The 18,334-nt window shown below is 70.7% G+C and carries 12 protein-coding genes; 9 read left to right on the top strand and 3 right to left on the bottom strand.

Going from position 1 to position 18,334, the window contains the following annotated elements:
- The first annotated feature begins 2 nt into the window (after window positions 1-2).
- The 6 genes from OHT51_RS11960 (at window position 3) to OHT51_RS11935 (ending at window position 6,869) form a co-directional block, all read left to right on the top strand.
- Window positions 3-1,148: an ABC transporter ATP-binding protein gene (locus tag OHT51_RS11960; RefSeq protein WP_443052462.1), complete on the top strand. Its 1,146-nt coding sequence runs from the start codon at window positions 3-5 to the stop codon at window positions 1,146-1,148.
- Entirely contained in the window at window positions 1,148-2,077 is a 930-nt protein-coding gene (locus OHT51_RS11955; protein ID WP_328878905.1) for an ABC transporter permease, read from the top strand. The genes OHT51_RS11960 and OHT51_RS11955 overlap by 1 nt, the downstream gene beginning before the upstream one ends.
- Window positions 2,078-2,878, top strand: coding sequence for an ABC transporter permease (locus OHT51_RS11950; protein WP_328878904.1), 801 nt, complete (start codon window positions 2,078-2,080; stop codon window positions 2,876-2,878). It abuts the gene before it with no gap.
- A 22-nt stretch (window positions 2,879-2,900) separates the two neighbouring features.
- Window positions 2,901-4,328, top strand: coding sequence for an NAD(P)/FAD-dependent oxidoreductase (locus OHT51_RS11945; RefSeq protein WP_328878903.1), 1,428 nt, complete (start codon window positions 2,901-2,903; stop codon window positions 4,326-4,328).
- A gap of 128 nt (window positions 4,329-4,456) precedes the next feature.
- Window positions 4,457-4,903 (top strand): hypothetical protein, encoded by a 447-nt coding sequence (locus OHT51_RS11940; RefSeq protein WP_328878902.1) that lies wholly within the window; start codon window positions 4,457-4,459, stop codon window positions 4,901-4,903.
- Between the two features lie 175 nt (window positions 4,904-5,078).
- Window positions 5,079-6,869 (top strand): chitinase, encoded by a 1,791-nt coding sequence (locus OHT51_RS11935; protein WP_328878901.1) that lies wholly within the window; start codon window positions 5,079-5,081, stop codon window positions 6,867-6,869.
- A 3-nt stretch (window positions 6,870-6,872) separates the two neighbouring features.
- On the opposite strand, the gene OHT51_RS11930 is transcribed toward OHT51_RS11935, so the two are convergent.
- Window positions 6,873-7,712: a phosphatase PAP2 family protein gene (locus OHT51_RS11930; protein ID WP_328878900.1), complete on the bottom strand. Its 840-nt coding sequence runs from the start codon at window positions 7,710-7,712 to the stop codon at window positions 6,873-6,875.
- 192 nt (window positions 7,713-7,904) lie between these two features.
- Complete coding sequence (gabT, locus tag OHT51_RS11925; RefSeq protein ID WP_328878899.1) at window positions 7,905-9,239, bottom strand: 4-aminobutyrate--2-oxoglutarate transaminase; 1,335 nt, start codon at window positions 9,237-9,239, stop codon at window positions 7,905-7,907.
- Between the two features lie 261 nt (window positions 9,240-9,500).
- Here gabT and OHT51_RS11920 point away from each other — a divergent pair, with 261 nt between their 5' ends.
- From OHT51_RS11920 to OHT51_RS11910, 3 genes are all read left to right on the top strand, one after another.
- Complete coding sequence (locus tag OHT51_RS11920) at window positions 9,501-11,621, top strand: ATP-binding protein (protein ID WP_328878898.1); 2,121 nt, start codon at window positions 9,501-9,503, stop codon at window positions 11,619-11,621.
- A gap of 142 nt (window positions 11,622-11,763) precedes the next feature.
- Window positions 11,764-13,443 (top strand): PucR family transcriptional regulator, encoded by a 1,680-nt coding sequence (locus tag OHT51_RS11915; protein WP_328878897.1) that lies wholly within the window; start codon window positions 11,764-11,766, stop codon window positions 13,441-13,443.
- Between the two features lie 192 nt (window positions 13,444-13,635).
- Window positions 13,636-15,081 (top strand): aldehyde dehydrogenase family protein, encoded by a 1,446-nt coding sequence (locus OHT51_RS11910; protein WP_328878896.1) that lies wholly within the window; start codon window positions 13,636-13,638, stop codon window positions 15,079-15,081.
- Between the two features lie 127 nt (window positions 15,082-15,208).
- Here the strand turns inward: OHT51_RS11910 and OHT51_RS11905 are convergent, their stop codons facing one another.
- Window positions 15,209-18,046, bottom strand: a complete 2,838-nt coding sequence (locus tag OHT51_RS11905) for a glycoside hydrolase family 3 C-terminal domain-containing protein (RefSeq protein WP_328878895.1) — start codon at window positions 18,044-18,046, stop codon at window positions 15,209-15,211.
- Between the last annotated feature and the right edge of the window lie 288 nt (window positions 18,047-18,334).

Raw genomic sequence — 18,334 nt, 5'->3', positions numbered from 1 at the left:
CCATGACGAACGACACCAGCGGCGACGTCCGCCTCTCCGGCATAAGCAAGACCTACGGCTCCTTCAATGCCGTACACCCGCTCGACCTGACCGTGCCCCAGGGCTCCTTCTTCGCCCTGCTCGGCGCCTCCGGCTGCGGCAAGACCACCACCCTGCGCATGATCGCCGGCCTGGAGGAACCTTCCTCCGGCACCGTCCACCTCGGCGAGCAGGACGTGACCGCGCTCCCGCCGTACAAGCGGCCGGTGAACACGGTCTTCCAGTCCTACGCCCTCTTCCCGCACCTCGACATCTACGAGAACGTCGCCTTCGGCCTGCGCCGGCGCGGCATCAAGAGCGTGAAGAAGCAGGTCGGGGACATGCTCGACCTCGTCCAGCTCGGCGAGCAGGCCCGCAAGAAGCCGCACCAGCTGTCCGGTGGCCAGCAGCAGCGTGTGGCCGTCGCCCGCGCGCTGATCAACCACCCCAAGGTGCTCCTCCTCGACGAGCCGCTCGGCGCCCTCGACCTCAAGCTGCGCCGCCAGATGCAGCTGGAGCTCAAGCGCATCCAGACCGAGGTCGGCATCACCTTCGTCCACGTCACGCACGACCAGGAGGAGGCCATGACGATGGCCGACACGGTCGCCGTGATGAACGCGGGCCGCGTCGAGCAGCTCGGCTCGCCGACCGACCTCTACGAGAACCCGCGCACGACGTTCGTCGCCAACTTCCTCGGCACCTCCAACTTCATCGAGGCCGAGGTCGACTCCAAGAGCGGCGGCGACATCGTGCTGAAGGCGGCCGGCGGCAAGCTCGTCCTGCCCGAGGCGCGGTGCAGCGCGGCCACGGCGACCGGCGGCAAGGTGCTGGTCGGCGTACGCCCCGAGAAGATCTCCCTCACGCATGCCGACGAGGCGGGCGAGATACCCGAGGGCCGCAACCGCATCACCGGGAAGATCGCGGACTCGTCCTTCATCGGCGTCTCCACGCAGTACGTCGTCGACAGCCCCGTCTGCCCCGAGTTCGAGGTCTACGCCCAGAACATCGACCGGGACGACCGGCTCGTACCCGGTGCCGAGGTCGTCCTGCACTGGAACCCCGCGCACACCTTCGGCCTGTCGGCGGACCAGGACATCGACGCCGGCATCCAGGAAGAGGCGGCGGTCTGATGGCGACAGTCACCGAGGCGCCCCCGCCTCTCACCCCGACCGCCCCGGAGAAGAAGCCGCCCCGCAAACGCGGGCGCCTGGTGCCGTACTGGCTTCTGCTGCCCGGCATCCTGTGGCTGGTCGTCTTCTTCGCGCTGCCGATGATCTACCAGGCCTCCACGTCCGTGCAGACGGGCTCCCTGGAGGAGGGTTACAAGGTCACCTGGCACTTCGCCACGTACTGGGACGCCCTGTCCGACTACTACCCGCAGTTCCTGCGCTCGGTGCTCTACGCCGGCTCGGCGACGATCCTGTGCCTGGTCCTGGGTTACCCGCTCGCCTACCTCATCGCCTTCCGCGCTGGCCGCTGGCGGAACCTGATCATGATCCTGGTGATCGCGCCGTTCTTCACCAGCTTCCTGATCCGCACCCTCGCCTGGAAGACGATCCTCGCGGACGGCGGCCCGGTCGTCGGCGCCCTCAACACGCTGCACGTCCTGGACGTCACCAGCTGGCTCGGCATGACCGAGGGCGACCGCGTGCTGGCCACGCCGCTCGCGGTGGTGTGCGGTCTGACGTACAACTTCCTGCCGTTCATGATCCTGCCGCTCTACACCTCGCTGGAGCGCATCGACCCACGGCTGCACGAGGCGGCGAACGACCTGTACGCCAAGCCGGTCACCACCTTCCGCAAGGTCACCTTCCCGCTGTCGATGCCCGGCGTCGTCTCCGGCACGCTGCTGACCTTCATCCCGGCGGCCGGTGACTACGTGAATGCCGATCTGCTCGGCTCGACCGACACCCGCATGGTCGGAAACGTCATCCAGACGCAGTTCCTGCGGATTCTGGACTATCCGACGGCAGCGGCTCTTTCCTTCATCCTCATGGCCGCCATCCTCGTCATGGTGACGGTCTACATCCGCAGGTCCGGCACGGAGGATCTGGTTTAAATGACCTTCGTCAACTGGCTCAAGCGCTATCTCGTGGTCATCGCGGGACTGCTGACGCTTGCTTATCTTCTCCTGCCCAATGTCATCGTGACGATCTTCTCCTTCAACAAACCGAAGGGGCGCTTCAACTACGAATGGCAGGAGTTCTCCACGGCTGCCTGGCAGGACCCGTGCGGTGTCTCCGACCTGTGCGGCTCGCTGTCGGTCAGCCTCCAGATCGCGTTCTGGGCGACCATCGGCGCCACGCTGCTGGGCACGATGATCGCCTTCGCGCTGGTCCGCTACCGCTTCCGTGCGCGGGGCGCCATCAACTCGCTGATCTTCCTGCCCATGGCGATGCCCGAGGTCGTCATGGCCGCCTCGCTGCTCACCCTGTTCCTCAACATGGGTGCTCAGCTCGGCTTCTGGACGATCCTCATCGCGCACATCATGTTCTGCCTGAGCTTCGTGGTGACGGCGGTGAAGGCACGTGTGATGTCAATGGACCCGCGACTGGAACAGGCCGCGCAGGACCTGTACGCCGGCCCCTTCCAGACGTTCGTCCGGGTCACCCTGCCGATCGCCGCCCCGGGAATCGCGGCGGGCGCGATGCTCGCCTTCGCGCTCTCCTTCGACGACTTCATCATCACCAATTTCAACGCGGGCTCCACCGTCACCTTCCCGATGTTCGTCTGGGGCTCGGCCCAGCGCGGAACGCCCGTTCAGATCAATGTCATCGGTACGGCCATGTTCATCATCGCCGTACTGTTCGTCCTGGCCTCCATGGCCATCGGAAACCGCCGTAAGAAGCAAAAGGCGTAAACCCCTGTAGGGAGTTGAAATCATGGCCCCAAGCGCCATGAGTTCTGGCAATCACTGGACGAAGGCCCTCTCCGACGCCCAGCCGGTCCCGTACTGGCTGGACGACCCCGGCCGCCCCCGCCCCGAAGCCGCCCTCACCACCGCCGAGACCTGCGATCTGCTGGTCGTCGGCGGCGGGTACAGCGGACTGTGGACCGCGCTCATCGCCAAGGAGCGCGACCCGCAGCGGGATGTCGTGCTGCTCGAAGGCCGCGAGGTGGGCTGGGCCGCCTCGGGCCGCAACGGCGGCTTCTGCGCCGCCTCCCTCACCCACGGTCTGCCCAACGGGCTCACCCGCTGGCCGGACGAGATCCACAAGCTTCAGGAGCTGGGCGCCCGCAACCTCGACGAGATCGAGAAGGCGGTCGCCCGCTACTCCCTGGACTGCGACTTCGAACGCACCGGCGAGATCGACGTCGCCACCGAGGCCTACCAGGCAGCGGAACTGCGCGACTGGTACGAGGAGTTGCGGGACAAGGGACTCGCCGAGGGCGTCGAGTTCCTGGACGCCGAGGCGGTGCGGGCACAGGTCGACTCACCGACCTTCCAGGCCGGCCTCTACGACCGCCGGGGCGTCGCCATGCTCAACCCGGCCAAGCTGGTGTGGGGCCTGAAGCAGGCCTGCCTCGACCTCGGCGTCCGCATCTACGAGCACACCCCCGCCCTCACCCTGAAGCCGTACGGCGCGGGGATGGCCGTACGCACTCCGTACGGCTCGGTCCGCGCCCGCAAGGTCGCGCTCGGCACGAACATCTTCCCGAACCTGATCAAGCGCGTCCGCTCCTACACCGTCCCGGTCTACGACTACGCCCTGATGACCGAGCCCCTCACCGAGGACCAACTCGCGTCGATCGGCTGGAAGAACCGCCAGGGCCTCGGCGACTCGGCCAACCAGTTCCACTACTTCCGCCTCTCCGCCGACAACCGCATCCTGTGGGGCGGCTACGACGCCATCTACCCGTACGGCGGCCGGGTGCGGTCCGAGTACGACGACCGTCCGGAGACGTACGCCAAGCTCGCCGGGCACTTCTTCACCTGCTTCCCGCAGCTGGAGGGCGTCCGCTTCACCCACGCGTGGGGCGGCGCGATCGACACCTGCTCGCGCTTCTCGGCGTTCTTCGGCACCGCCCACCAGGGCAACGTGGCGTACGCGGCGGGCTTCACCGGACTCGGCGTCGGCGCCACCCGGTTCGGCGCGGACGTGATGCTGGACCTGCTGGCGGGGGAGCGGACGGAGCGCACGCAGCTCGAAATGGTCCGCCGGAAGCCACTGCCCTTCCCGCCGGAGCCCTTCGCCTGGACCGGTATCGCGCTCACCAAGTGGTCGCTGGCCCGTGCCGACGCGCAGGGCGGGCGGCGCAATCTGTGGCTGAAGGCGATGGACCGGCTGGGCCTCGGCTTCGACAGCTGAAGACCGCCAACGAACATGTGACTCAGCTCACTTTGAACTGGCGGTGAGAACCCGCGTAATGCCTGCCGATGACCTCCCTCTCCCTCGTGACGCGATCAGCGTCCACTAGGAAAAGGGAGGTCACCGTCATGACAGGGGCGAAGACGGCGGTCGAGTGGCTGGCATCCGTTGCGCCGAATCCCGAAGCCTGTCGCTGGGAGTGGGAGCGCAACCCCCTCGGGGTCGCACTGCTGCCGGCGGGCAAGGCCTGGGACGTACTCATCCTGCCGGGCGAGCTCGGCTATCCGACCCTCGATGTGCTCACCCGCGTCATCGACCAACTGGGCCCGGTCCTGGTCGACTTCGGCGACGCCCGCATGGGCTTCTTCGTGCCGCCCGGCACGGCCGCCCGCTGGCTCGGCACCGGCATCCGTACGGCCGGGGCCGGCACCTGGATCGTCGTTCCGTATCCGGGCCGCGCCACCGGCGGCACCCGCTGGCTGGTCCCACCGGACGGCACCGGCACCCTCAACGACCCGGCACTTCTCGAACTGGCCATGCATGAGGCTGCCGCCGGCTTGGCCGATCACGACTAAGGAGGGTGCCGCGCTGGGTTGTTGGTCGGCCGCGGCTGTGTCGTGGCTGGTCGCGCAGTTCCCCGCGCCCCTTGTGGCACTTGTCGAACCCGGTGACAGGTCTTGACAAGCTGATTGGTCTGGACCAAATTGGGCGCGCTCCACCCCTCCAAATCCCCCCTGCCTGGAGGCACTTGTGGATCGCTTCAGACCTCTCGCCCTCCTGACCGCCGCGGCACTGACCCTGCCCGGCGTCACCGCGCTCTCGTCGGCCGCCCGTGCGGCCGACGCGGACCTGGCCCGCAACGGCGGCTTCGAGGCCGGCCTCGACGGCTGGACCTGCACGGCCGGTACGGCCGTCAACACACCCGTGCGCAGCGGCAGTTCCGCGCTGCAGGCCACCCCGGCCGGCAGCGACAACGCCCGGTGCGCACAGACCGTCACCGTGAAGCCGGACTCCCAGTACACCCTGTCCGGATACGTCCGCGGCTCGTACGTCTACCTCGGCGCGAGCGGCACCGGCACCACCGACGTCTCCGCATGGACCCAGTCCGCCCCCGGCTGGCAGCAGCTCACGACGACCTTCCGGACGGGCCCCGCCACCACCCGCGTCACCCTCTATACCCACGGCTGGTACGGCACCGGGGCCTACAACGCCGACGACATCTCCCTCGTCGGACCCGGAGTGGACGCCGCCCGGCCGCCCGCCGCCCCGACCGGCCTGAACACCGGAGCGGTCACCTCGTCCAGCGTCGCCCTGTCCTGGTCGGCCGTCCCGGGTGCGACGGGCTACGCCGTCTACCGCGACGGCGCCAAGGTCCGGACGGTGACCGGCACTTCGGCCACGATCGGCGGGCTCTCGCCCTCCACGGCGTACGGCTTCCAGGTCGCCGCGGTGAACGACGCGGGCGAGTCGGCGAAGTCGGCCACGGTGACCGCGACGACGACCGCGGGCACCGGCAGCCCCGTGGACCTCCCGGCCCACGCCCTGGTCGGCTACCTCCACGCGAGCTTCGCCAACGGCTCCGGCTACACCCGCCTGGCCGACGTCCCCGACAGCTGGGACGTCATCGACCTGGCCTTCGGCGAACCGACCTCGGTGACCTCGGGCGACATCCGCTTCGACCGCTGCCCGGCCACGGAGTGCCCGAACGTCGAGAGCGACGCCGAGTTCAAGGCGGCGATCAAGGCCAAGCAGGCGGCCGGCAAGAAGGTGCTGATATCGATCGGCGGCCAGAACGGCCAGGTGCAGCTGACGACGACGGCCGCGCGGGACACCTTCGTGACGTCGGTGTCGAGGATCATCGACGAGTACGGACTCGACGGCCTGGACATCGACTTCGAGGGCCACTCGCTCTCCCTGAACGCCGACGACACGGACTTCAAGAACCCGAGGACGCCGGTGATCGTCAACCTCATCTCGGCCGTGAAGACCCTGAAGGCCAGGTACGGCGACGACTTCGTGCTGACCATGGCCCCGGAGACGTTCTTCGTCCAGCTCGGCTACCAGTACTACGGCACCGGCCAGTGGGGCGGCCAGGACCCGAGGGCCGGGGCGTACCTCCCGGTCGTCCACGCCCTGCGCGACGACCTGACGCTGTTGCACGTCCAGGACTACAACTCGGGCCCGATCATGGGCCTGGACAACCAGTACCACTCCATGGGCGGCGCCGACTTCCACATCGCCATGACCGACATGCTGCTGACCGGCTTCCCGGTCGCGGGCAACGCCGGCAACGTCTTCCCGCCCCTGCGTCCCGACCAGGTCGCGATCGGCATGCCCGCCTCCACCAACGCGGGCAACGGCCACGTCCCTCCGGCCGAGGTCACCAAGACCCTCGACTGCCTGACGAAGAGGACCAATTGCGGCTCGTACGCCACCCACGGCACCTGGCCCGCGCTGCGCGGTCTGATGACGTGGTCGATCAACTGGGACCGCTACTCGAACTGGGAGTTCCAGCGGACGTTCGACGGCTACTTCGGCTGACGGCTACGCGGGCCGGCGCCCGGCACGGCTGAGGAACAGCCAGAGCAGCGAGAGGAGCACCGTGCACAGGCACCAACTGGCCGCTACGTCCAGTGGCCAGTGGTAGCCGCGCCGGACCAGCCCGAAGCCGACGCAGAGGTTGAGCACGGCGCACGTGACGAGGAGCGCGCGCCGGGCGAACACGGAACTCAGCCACGGCAGCAGCAACAGGGTCGCGGCACCGTAGGCGATGGCGGCCGTGGCCGTGTGGCCGGACGGGTAGTAGCCGGTGGCGGGCGGCACAACCGGGGTGCCGGGGCGGTCGGTCAGGATCTTGAGGGGGATCACCAGGGCCGGAACCAGCGCCATGAGCAGGGCCGCGGAGGCGGCCGGCCACCACCATTGGTGTGTACCAGTGCTGCGGGCCCGCCAGGCGACGTACGTCAGACTCACGGCGAGCACGGGCACCGCGACCGGCACATTGCCCAGGTCGGCGAGGAGTTCGGAGAAACGGTCCGGATGAGCCAGGGCCCGGCTGGTCGCCTCGTCGAGGTCGACCAGCGGGCCGTCGGCCACCACCTGCCAGGTGATGAGCACGAAGAGAAGGGCGGGAAGCCCGAGGAGTCCGAGAAGGACGAAGAGGGAGGTCGGCCGCCCCGGAACAGGGGGGGTGGTTCCGGGGCGGCCGTCCGGATCGGAAGGTCGCGCGCCCCGGGGGGTTTGGGGCGGGCGACTGTCCGATCGGTGAGGAGATCCGGAGCCGGAAGCTCCGGGTGTGTGCGCGAGGGCACGACCAGGTCGAAGCTGGGGAGGCCTCGGCCCGAAGTCGCCCAGAGTCCCCTCTGGGCGGGGTGTATCTCTCATCTGCTTAGAACCTACGACAGGGCGATGGTGTTAGACAGCCGGAAAGGCGTCCTGACATCCACCTCGCACACCTTCTTCACACGCTCTGACGGTAGCCGCCCCGGCCCCGGAATCACGGAAGGTGCCGGGGCTGGGGCGGACGAGTCGCATGGGGCGAGGCCCCTGTCGCTCACCAGTGGTTTTGCTGTGGCCTCAGATGCGGGCGAAGGCCTGTTCGATGATGTCCAGGCCCTCGTTGAGGAGGTCCTCGCCGATCACCAGCGGAGGCAGGAAGCGCAGCACATTGCCGTAGGTGCCACAGGTCAGGACCAGCAGGCCCTCCTGGTGGCAGGCCTTGGCGAGCGCGGCGGTCGCCTGCGCGTCGGGCTCCTTGGTGGTGCGGTCCTTGACCAGCTCGATGGCGATCATGGCGCCACGGCCGCGGATGTCGCCGATGATGTCGAACTTCTCGGCCATGGCGGTGAGGCGGGCCTTCATGGTCGCCTCGATGTTCTTCGCCTTGGTGTTGAGGTCGAGCTCCTTCATGGTCTCGATGGAGCCCAGCGCACCGGCGCACGCCACCGGGTTGCCGCCGTAGGTGCCGCCCAGGCCGCCGGCGTGCGCCGCGTCCATGATCTCGGCGCGACCGGTCACGGCGGCGAGCGGCAGACCGCCCGCGATGCCCTTGGCGGTGGTGATCAGGTCCGGGACGATGCCCTCGTCCTCGCAGGCGAACCACTGGCCGGTGCGGCAGAAGCCGGACTGGATCTCGTCGGCGACGAAGACGATGCCGTTGTCGGAGGCGAACTTGCTGATCGCCGGCAGGAAGCCCTTGGCCGGCTCGATGAAGCCGCCCTCGCCGAGTACCGGCTCGATGATGATCGCGGCGACGTTCTCCGCACCGACCTGCTTGCTGATCTGGTCCATGGCCTGCGCGGCGGCCTCCGGCCCGGCGTTCTCCGCACCGGTCGGCCAGCGGTAGCCGTAGGCGACCGGCACGCGGTAGACCTCGGGCGCGAACGGGCCGAAGCCGTGCTTGTACGGCATGTTCTTCGAGGTCAGCGCCATGGTGAGGTTCGTACGGCCGTGGTAGCCGTGGTCGAAGACGACGACGGCCTGGCGCTTGGTGTACGAGCGGGCGATCTTGACGGCGTTCTCGACGGCCTCGGCGCCGGAGTTGAACAGCGCCGACTTCTTGGCGTGGTCACCCGGCGTCAGCTCGGCCAGCGCCTCGGCGACGGCCACGTAGCCCTCGTACGGCGTGACCATGAAACAGGTGTGGGTGAAGTCGGCGAGCTGCGCGCTCGCCCTGCGTACGACCGCCTCGGCGGACGCGCCGACGGACGTCACGGCGATGCCCGAACCGAAGTCGATGAGCCGGTTCCCGTCGACGTCCTCGATGATGCCGCCCCCTGCCCGCGCGGTGAACACGGGCAGCACGGAGCCCACGCCCTGCGCGACCGCGGCGGTACGGCGGGCCTGCAGCTCCTGCGACTTCGGGCCGGGGATGGCGGTGACGAGGCGGCGCTCCTGCGGAAGTGCGCTCATGAGGGGCTCCTGGGGGTTTTGCGGACGCTTGTCTTGTTCTTTTCTCGCAGGCTAGGGCGGGGAGCGGGGGGTGGGCATGCTCCATGTGGGCGTTGTCAGGGGGTTCGGTTGTCCGTCGTGGACATAGCGACGCCGAGTGTCTGGAGCAGCTCGATCCGTTCGGTCGGCCGTGTAAGCGGTGAACTCCCCAGGAGTGCGCGTTAGATTGACTCGCTGATGGTGGATGGTACGGACGGAACGGCTGGTCAGGGGGCAAGGGCGATGGACAGCGACGGGACGCAGGACGCGCGGGGTACGCACGCCACGCCTGTGCCTCGGCCTGCGGCACCACCACAGGCCCCTGCGGTGCCGCCACGGCCGACGCGGGCGCCGGGTGCGGGGCCGGACGACTCGGCGTTCCTGACCTGGCTGCGGGCGCCACGACCGGAGGCGCTGCCCGGCGTGTGGCGGTTCGGGCACGTGCCCCGCCCGGACGCGGAGCCCGAGCGGATCCCGGGGCGGCAGTTGCTGAGCGGGGCGGTGATCGCCTTCCTGGTCGGGTGGCTGATCTGGTCGCTGCTCTGGAACGGCTATCTCGGTGGCTGGTGGGTGCTGCCCCTGGAGCTGTTCACCCCGGACTCCTGGCGCGAGAACAACGACCGCGTCGGCAACGCCGTCCTCTGGTACAGCTACTACACGCTCATCGCCCTCGCCATAATGCTCGCCGTCGGCCGGCTGGGCCGCTGGGGCGAGGTCTGGCGTCGCTACGGCCCGCCCGCCTGGCTTCGTACGGCACCCGCGCCCGAGCGGGCGCCCGCCCCCGAGCAGGACCCCGCGTCCTGGCCCGCGCTGCGCACCGCCGGTGCCGCGGATGCCGCCGAGCGGCTGAGTGCCGACGCTCGGTCGGGGCTGATGCGGGACGTCGACTACGCCCGGATCACCCGCGCCTGGCAGGGCGTGCGCAGTGGGCGGCACGACCTTGCCACCTTCAGCGGTGCCGTGCTCAAGGACGGCGCCGCCGCCTGTCTGCATCCGTCGGGCGAGCGCGACGTGCCGGGCCGGATCGCGCGGCACGACCTCGTCAGCGGTCAGGTGCGGCTCGGTACGACCGCCGACGATCCGCGCAATCCGTACGCCTACCGCGGGACGGGGCTGGGCCTCGGGCCCGACCTGCTCGGCACCTCCCTGCTCGCCGTCGGGCCCGCCGGGTCCGGCAAGACGGGGACCGTCGTGCGGCCGCTGGCCGAGTCGCTGTGCCTGCACGCGCTCGCCGGACGGGCCGCCGTGGTCGTGGTCGGCGCGGCGGGCACGGGGCTCGGACCGGAGGACTCGTACGACGTCGTCGTACGGATCGGAAACCCGGACTCGGTCTACGACCTGGACCTGTACGGCGGCACCGGCGACCCCGACGAGGCGGCGGCCGTGCTCGCCGAGGCGCTCGTCGGGGATCTCGCCGACCCGCATCCGGGCAGCGACAGCCGCCGCTCCACCACCGTGCTGGCCCAGCTGCTCGGGCCGTTCCGCGCGGTCCATCAGCGCTTCCCGTCCGTGGCGGAGCTACGGCAGCTGCTGGACGGCGCCCCTGGTGCGCTCGGCGCGCTGCGCACGGCGCTGGAGGGGTCCGGGCAGGCATCCCTCATTCGCGAACTCGACGCCCGGGAGCGGCAGTCGGGGCATCCCGGCGATGTGGCGGCTGTGCTCGCGGACCGGGTGGCGCTGCTCGACCGCCCTGCCTTCGCCGGGTTCTTCGACACGTCCGGGCAGTCGCGGCCGTTTTCGCTCAAGGCCCTCGACCACCCCGTCCGGGTCCGCATCGACCTGCCGGCGCGCGGGCACGCGGAGGCCTCGCGGATGCTGGCGCGGCTGGTGCTGGCGCAGTTCACGGCCAGCATCGCCGTACGGGAGGACCGGTCGCTGTTCGCCTGTCTGGTGCTGGACGACGCGACCGGCGTCGTGACGCCCGAGGCCGTACGGGGCATCCAGCGGCTGCGGTCCGGAAACGCCGGCGCGGTGCTCACGCTGCGCAGCCTGGACGACGCGCCGAGGCCACTGCGCGGGCCACTGCTCGGCGCCGCCGGGTGCCGGATGGCGCTGGCCGGGATCACGCCCTGGGACGGGCAGGACTTCGCCGAGGTGTGGGGCAAGGAGTGGACCGAGGCGCGGGACGTCACCGACCGCCAGATCATCGCGGAGACCCCGGCCGGGAAGGCCGTGCACGCGCTGCGACGGGTGATCACCGGCAAGGCGCCGACCGCGCGGGCGGTGACCGTGCGCCAGGTCGAGCGCGAGCGCTGGTCGGCGTCCGAGCTGGCGCACGCGGTGCCGCCGGGGCATGCGGTGCTGTCGCTCACCAGCGTCCAGGGCGAGCACGCGCCGCCGTTGCTGGTGGACCTGCGGGGCTGACCTCGGGGTACGGGCGTCAGGCCGCGGGGGGACCGTACGGTGAGGCAGAATCGGCACAGGTCGTTCATACACGGCGGCCAAATGATCACAGAGATCACCGAAGATCCAGCGGTCACAGAGCTCACACCGATTTGAAGGCCTCATGCCCCCCACGCTCGCCTCGCTCCTGCACCACTCCGCGCTCAAGCTGACCGTGCGGGCGGGCGAGGACCGCCTGGACGTGCCCGTGCGCTGGGTGCACGCCAGTGAGCTCGCCGACCCGGTCCCCTATATGGAGGGCGGGGAACTGCTCCTGATCACCGCGCTCAAGCTGGACGCGGAGAACCCCGAGTCGATGCAGCGCTATGTGCGGCGGCTGGTCGGCGCGGGCGTGGCCGGACTCGGCTTCGCGGTCGGCGTCAACTACGAGGACATCCCCGAGGCACTCGTCGACGCGGCGGCGCAGGAGGGCATGCCGCTGCTGGAGGTGCCGCGCCGCACGCCGTTCCTCGCCATCAGCAAAGCCGTGTCGGCAGCGATCGCGGCGGACCAGTACCGGGCGGTGACGGCGGGGTTCGCGGCCCAACGGGAGCTGACCAAGCAGGCGTTGACCGACGGGCCGGAAGGGCTGCTGGCCGCGCTGGCCTCGCAGGTCGACGGCTGGGCGGCGCTGTACGACGCGTCCGGTGCCGTCGTGGCGACCGCACCGGAGTGGGCCGGGCGGCGGGCGGCACGGCTCACGGCGGACGTGGAGCGGCTGCGCGAGCGGCCGGCGCCGGCGTCGTCCGTCGTGGGCGGGCCGGAGAACGAGGACCGGGTCGAGCTGCACACCCTGGGCACCGGCCGCCGGCCTCGTGCCGCCCTGGCCGTGGGCACGGCGGCGGCACTGGGCACGGCGGAGCGGTACGCCGTGCACTCGGCCATCGCGCTGCTGACCCTGACCACCGAGCGGTCGCGCTCGCTGCAGGCGGCCGAGGCGCGGGTCGGCGCGGCAGTGCTGCGCATGCTGCTGGCCGGGGAGCCCGATCATGCGCGGGCGGTGGCCGGGGACCTGTACGGAGGGCTCCTGGACGCGCCCTTCCGGGTGATCGTCGCCGAGGCCGCCTCGGTGTCGGCGGCGCGTGTCGTGGACTCCGGGAGCCGGGTGGCGCTCACCAAGGCGTCCGCCGCGGTGCTGGTCGCCGCCTCCGAGGCGAGCGGCGATCCGCTGGGTGCCCTCACCGAGATCGTGGAGTCGGCGGCGGCGCGGGCCGGGGAAGCGGTGCTGGTGGTCCCCGAGGGGGAGGGAGACGCGGCGCGGCTGGTGGTGCTCGCGGCCGACGGGGGTGCGGCGGTGGGCGCGTGTGCGGACTACGCGGCGGCGTTGGAGGCGGCGCGGACGGGGGCCGTACCGGAGCAGTCGGGGGGCGCCGACGAGGACGAGCTGGTCGTCGGGCTCTCGGCGCCGGCCGGACCCATCGCCGCGGCGGCGGCGTACAAGCAGGCCGAGCAGGCGCTGTCGGTGGCGCGGCGGCGGGGGCGGGTGTGTGTGGAGCACGAGCAGATGGCGGCGGGGTCGGTGCTGCCGTTGCTCGCGGACGACGCGGTGAAGGCGTTCGCGGACGGGTTGCTGCGGGCGCTGCACGAGCACGACGCGACGGGGCGGGGGGATCTGGTCGCCTCGCTGCGGGCCTGGCTGTCCCGGCACGGGCAGTGGGACGCGGCGGCAGCGGACCTCGGGGTGCACCGGCACACGCTGCGGTACCGGATGCGGCGGGTGGAGGAGATTCTGGGGCGGTCCCTGGACGACGCGGACGTGCGGATGGAGCTCTGGCTGGCGTTGAAGGCGACGTCGTCCGAGTAGGACGACCGAGCAGGGCGACCGAGCGCGCCGGAGAATCCGGGCCGGCGCCGAGCCGAGCCGCCGCTCTGCCAATCCGTCGAACCCCGGCCCCCTACCACTACACCCCGGACAAACGCCGCGCCGCCGCCTCGCCCCTACCGTGGACCACGACACACCAGGACACCCCCAATCGCGGAAGGGCCGGGAATTCATATGACTTCCACCCACGCCTTCTGGCTCGCCGGCCGCCAGGTCAGCGGCGAGGACAGCTTTGATGTGACCTCCCCGTGGGACGGGCGGGTCGTCGGCACGGTGAGCGTGCCGACGGACGCGCAGACCGAGGAGGCCGTGGCCGCCGCGTACGCCGTCCGCGAGGACTTCGCCGCGACCCCGGCCCACGTACGTGCCGCCGCCCTCGACCACGTCAGCAGGCGGCTCGTCGAGCGGACCGAGGAGATCGCCCGGCTGATCTCCGCCGAGAACGGCAAGCCCATGAAGTGGGCCCGCGGCGAGGTCGGCCGTGCCGTGTCCGTGTTCCGGTTCGCGGCCGAGGAGGCCCGGCGGTTCAACGGCGGCGAGGCCCAGCGGCTCGACACCGACCTGGGCGGTCAGGGGCGGCTCGCCTTCACCCGGCGCTTCCCCAAGGGTGTCGTCCTCGGTATCGCGCCCTTCAACTTTCCGCTCAACCTGTGCGCCCACAAGATCGCCCCGGCCATCGCCGCCGGCGCGCCGATCATCCTGAAGCCCGCCCCGGCCACCCCGCTGTCCGGGCTGATCCTCGGTGAGCTGCTCGCCGAGACCGAGCTTCCGGCCGGCTCCTGGAGCATCCTCCCGGTGCCGAACGACAAGATGCCCGCCCTGGTCCAGGACGAGCGTCTGCCGGTCATCTCCTTCACCGGCTCCGAGAAGGTCGGCTACGCGATCATGGACTCGGTGCCGCGCAAGCACTGCACCCTGGAGCTGGGCGGCAACGGCGCGGCGATCGTGCTCGCCGACTTCGCCTCCGACGCGGACCTCGACCGGGCCGCGACCCGCATCGCCACGTTCTCCAACTACCAGGGCGGCCAGTCCTGCATCTCCGTGCAGCGGGTGATCGCGGACGCGTCCGTGTACGACCGGCTCGTGCCGCGCATCGTCGCCGCCGTCGAGGCCCAGGTCACCGGTGACCCTGGCGACGACGCCACCGATGTCGGCCCGCTGGTCAGCGAGGACGCCGCCAAGCGCGTCGAGAACTGGGTCGAGGAGGCCGTCTCCGCCGGGGCCAGCCTTCTCACCGGCGGCAAGCGCGACGGCGCCTCCTACGCGCCGACCGTGCTGACCGACGTACCGGCCGGCACGACCCTCGCGTGCGAGGAGGTCTTCGGACCCGTCCTCACCGTGCAGAAGGTCGACGGGGAGGCCGCCGCCTTCGCCGCCGCCAACGACTCCAAGTACGGCCTCCAGGCAGGTGTGTTCACCCACGACCTGCAGACCGCGTTCCGCGCCCACCGCGCCCTCGAGGTCGGCGGCGTCGTGATCGGCGACGTGCCCTCCTACCGCGCCGACCAGATGCCGTACGGCGGCGCCAAGCAGTCCGGTGTGGGCCGTGAGGGCGTGAAGTTCGCGATGGACGACTACACCTACGAGCGCGTGATGGTCCTCACCGGCATCGCTCTCTGAATCAGTCGCAAGGCTGGCCAAAGGGGGCTAGCTAATGGGAACCATTTTCATATAGGATTCCCGAAGGGGCCCGGCACCGATGCCTTCCGGTGCCGGGCCCCTTCCTGCGTCGGCCTGTTCCGGACCCTCAACCGGAGAAGCCGACGTGCGCGAGCCGCAGTGGGCCGCGCAGTTCGAGGTGGACGTCGTGGACGCCGTCGGCGGTGATGCCGGCGCTCACCGTCGAGTAGTCGTACGGACCCGCATCCGCCGCCCCGGACGCCAGTACGGCGAGCACCGGGCCCCCGTCCAGGGACACCTCGACCACGCCGTCGCCGGAGACCGTCGCCGTCACCTGTGTGACGCCGGCCCCGAAGTCGCAGTGCCGGTAGACCAGTTCGCCCGACCCGCCCTGCGCCGGCGTCACCGCATCGCCCGACGCCTTCGTGCGGTCGACGATCGCGATGCCGCTCTGCTCGTCGAAGTCGGCCGCGTTCAGGCCGCGTCGGACGGCCGGGCGCGGGGCGGGCGCCTCGCCGGCCAGGGTCAGGGTCGTACGCAGGCGGATGTCCTCGCTGGAGGCGCCGGCCAGGATCTCGTACCGGCCCGGCTCGCGGCGCCAACCGCCCCGGGCGACGTCCCAGAAGTCGAAGGCGGACAGCGGGACTTCGAAACTCAGCTCCTGCCGCTCGCCGGGAGCCAGCCGCACCCTGCCGTGCGCCACCAGCTCGCGGCGCGGACGCGGCACCGTCGGGTCCACGGCGCGGGTGTAGAGCTGGGCGACCTCGTCGGCCGTCACCTCGCCGGTGTTGGTGACCGTGAAGGTGACCGTCAGCGCGTTGCCGCCCACCGTCGTCCGCAGGCCGACGTACGAGAAACGCGCGTACGACAAGCCGTGGCCGAACGGGAACAGTGGGGTCCCTTCGAAGTACAGGTACGTCTGGCGGCCGTCGATCACGTCGTAGTCGAGGAGGCCGGGCAGGTCGGCGTCGTCGGCGTACCAGGTCTGCGGGAGGCGGCCCGCGGGGGAGACGTCGCCGGCCAGGACCCGGGCCAGGGCGGTGCCGGCCGCCTGGCCGCCGTGGGACGTCCAGAGCATCGCCGGGATCGCGGCCGGGTCGACGGCGTACGGGTATGCCGACACCAGCGCCAGCACCGTGTTCGGGTTGGCGGCGCGGGCGGCCCGCAGGAGGCGTTCCTGATGGGCGGGCAGGGCCAGTGTCGTGCGGTCCTCGGTCTCGCGGCCGTTGATGTGGGGGTCGTTGCCCGCGACCACCAGGACCACGTCCGCCCGCGAGGTGACACGCGCCACCGCTTCTTCCCCGGATTCGACGACGACGAGCTCGAACGCTTCCGGATTCGCCTCGGCAACCCTGACGCCGTCGGCGGCGACTGACACGTGGTGACCCGTGCCGAGATGCCGGAGGAGGTGCCCGTTCCCATGCGGTTCCAGGCGGAACGTCTCCTGGACGACCCAGCCTCCGGGCTGGTCGGCGGAGGCGCGGAGGCAGCCGTCCCCGGCGACGGAGAGATAGCGGCCGTCGGGGGCGCGCAGCGTCAGCACGCCCTCGCCCCAGTCGACGAGCGCGAGTTCGGTGCCGGTCGGGCCGCAGGTCAGCGGGGGCAGGTCGGTACGGCCGGCGAGCAGGGCCGGGTCGAGGGCGCCCTCGGCGCCGCGCACCTCGTCGTCGGCTTCGGCCTCGGGGACGCGCAGGAAGGTTCCGGCCGAGGTCTTCAGCAGGACGCGGTCGACGCCCTCCGCGAACTCCACCCGCTCCGCGCCGAACCGCTCGTACAGGCCCTCCAGCGGGGTGGAGCGGTGGATGAGCGTGCCGCTGTACCAGTCGAGCTTGCACTCGTCGGCGAGCAGGCCGACCACGGCGATCCGGGTGTCCGGTGCGAGCGGCAGCAGTCCGCCGCTGTTCTTGAGCAGGACGACCGACTGCTCGGCGGCCTCCTGGGCGAGCGCCCGGTGGGCCGGGGTGTCGAAGTCCTTGGTGGGCGCGTGCGGGTCGTACTCCGGTTCGAACTCACCGAGGCGGAAGCGGACCGAGAGCTGGCGGCGGACCGCCGTGTCGAGGTCCGCCTCGGTCAGCAGGCCCTGGTCCAGGGCCCCGCGGACCCGCGCCGTGATCTTCGAACTGTCGGTGCCGTGGTCGGTGAAGCTGTCCACACCGGCGAGGATCGCGGCCGCCGTGGCCTCCTCGTGGGTGTCGAAGTAGTGCTCGGAGTCGACCAGGTTGGACGGCGCACCGGCGTCCGAGCAGACCAGGATGTCCTCGTCGGTCCAGGTGCGCAGGTGCTCGCGCAGATACGGCGAGACATGGTTGGGGCGGCCGTTGACCAGGTTGTACGCGGGCATCACCCCGGCCGTCGCGCCCGCCTCGACCGTCTCACGGAAGGCCCGCAGGTCGTATTCGTGCAGGACGCGCGGGCGCACCGACGAGGATGTGACGTCGCGGCCCGTCTCGTTGTTGTGGGCCAGCCAGTGCTTGAGTACGGGGGCGGTGCGCCAGTACGTCGGGTGGTCGCCGCGCAGTCCGCGGGTGTACGCGGTGGCGATGGCCGAGGTGAGCTTCGGGTCCTCGGAGTAGCCCTCCTCGTTGCGGCCCCACAGGGGGTGGCGCAGGAGATTGACGGTGGGGGACCAGACGTTGAGGCCGACCCGGTCGTCGCGGGCGCGCATGGCGCGGGTCTCCTTCGACACCGCTTCGCCGACCCGGCGTACGAGATCGGTGTTCCAGGTCGCGCCGAGGCCGACCGCCTGGGGAAAGACGGTGGCCGGGCCCATCCACGCCACGCCGTGCAGGGCCTCCTGCCCGGTGCGGAACGCGGCGATGCCGAGGCGCTCCACGGCGGGCGTGAACTGGTGCAGAAATCCGATCTTCTCGTCGAGGGTGAGCCGCGACAGAAGGTCGTCGATGCGCTTCGCGAACGGCAGTCGCCGATCACGGAAAGGTGGCGTGGGCGGCGTTTGTGCGGTCACTTGGGGATCCCCTTGTGGTGGAGCGGCGAGGCGCTTTCGAAGCGCTTCGATGCTGATTCGGCTCGGGGGTGGGTGTCAAGACATCGACGCCCTTACTTCAAGCAATGCATAAGGAAAGGTCCCTTCCCGCACCTCGGAGGAATCTTGGAAGCGACCCTTGTGCACCCCTGGGTGTTCACTTAACCTCGCAGCAACATCGAAGCGCTTCGACGGCGGAGCCCGGTCGGCTCTTGACGGATCTCGTCGCAGTGGTCGGAGGACCGCTTCAGCTCAGCCAGTTCCACTTAC

The sequence above is a fragment of the Streptomyces sp. NBC_00299 genome (genome assembly GCF_036173045.1).
Taxonomy (GTDB): domain Bacteria; phylum Actinomycetota; class Actinomycetes; order Streptomycetales; family Streptomycetaceae; genus Streptomyces; species Streptomyces machairae.
Note: the sequence above shows the minus strand (reverse complement) of the source record. Positions and strands in the feature narration are given on the sequence as shown.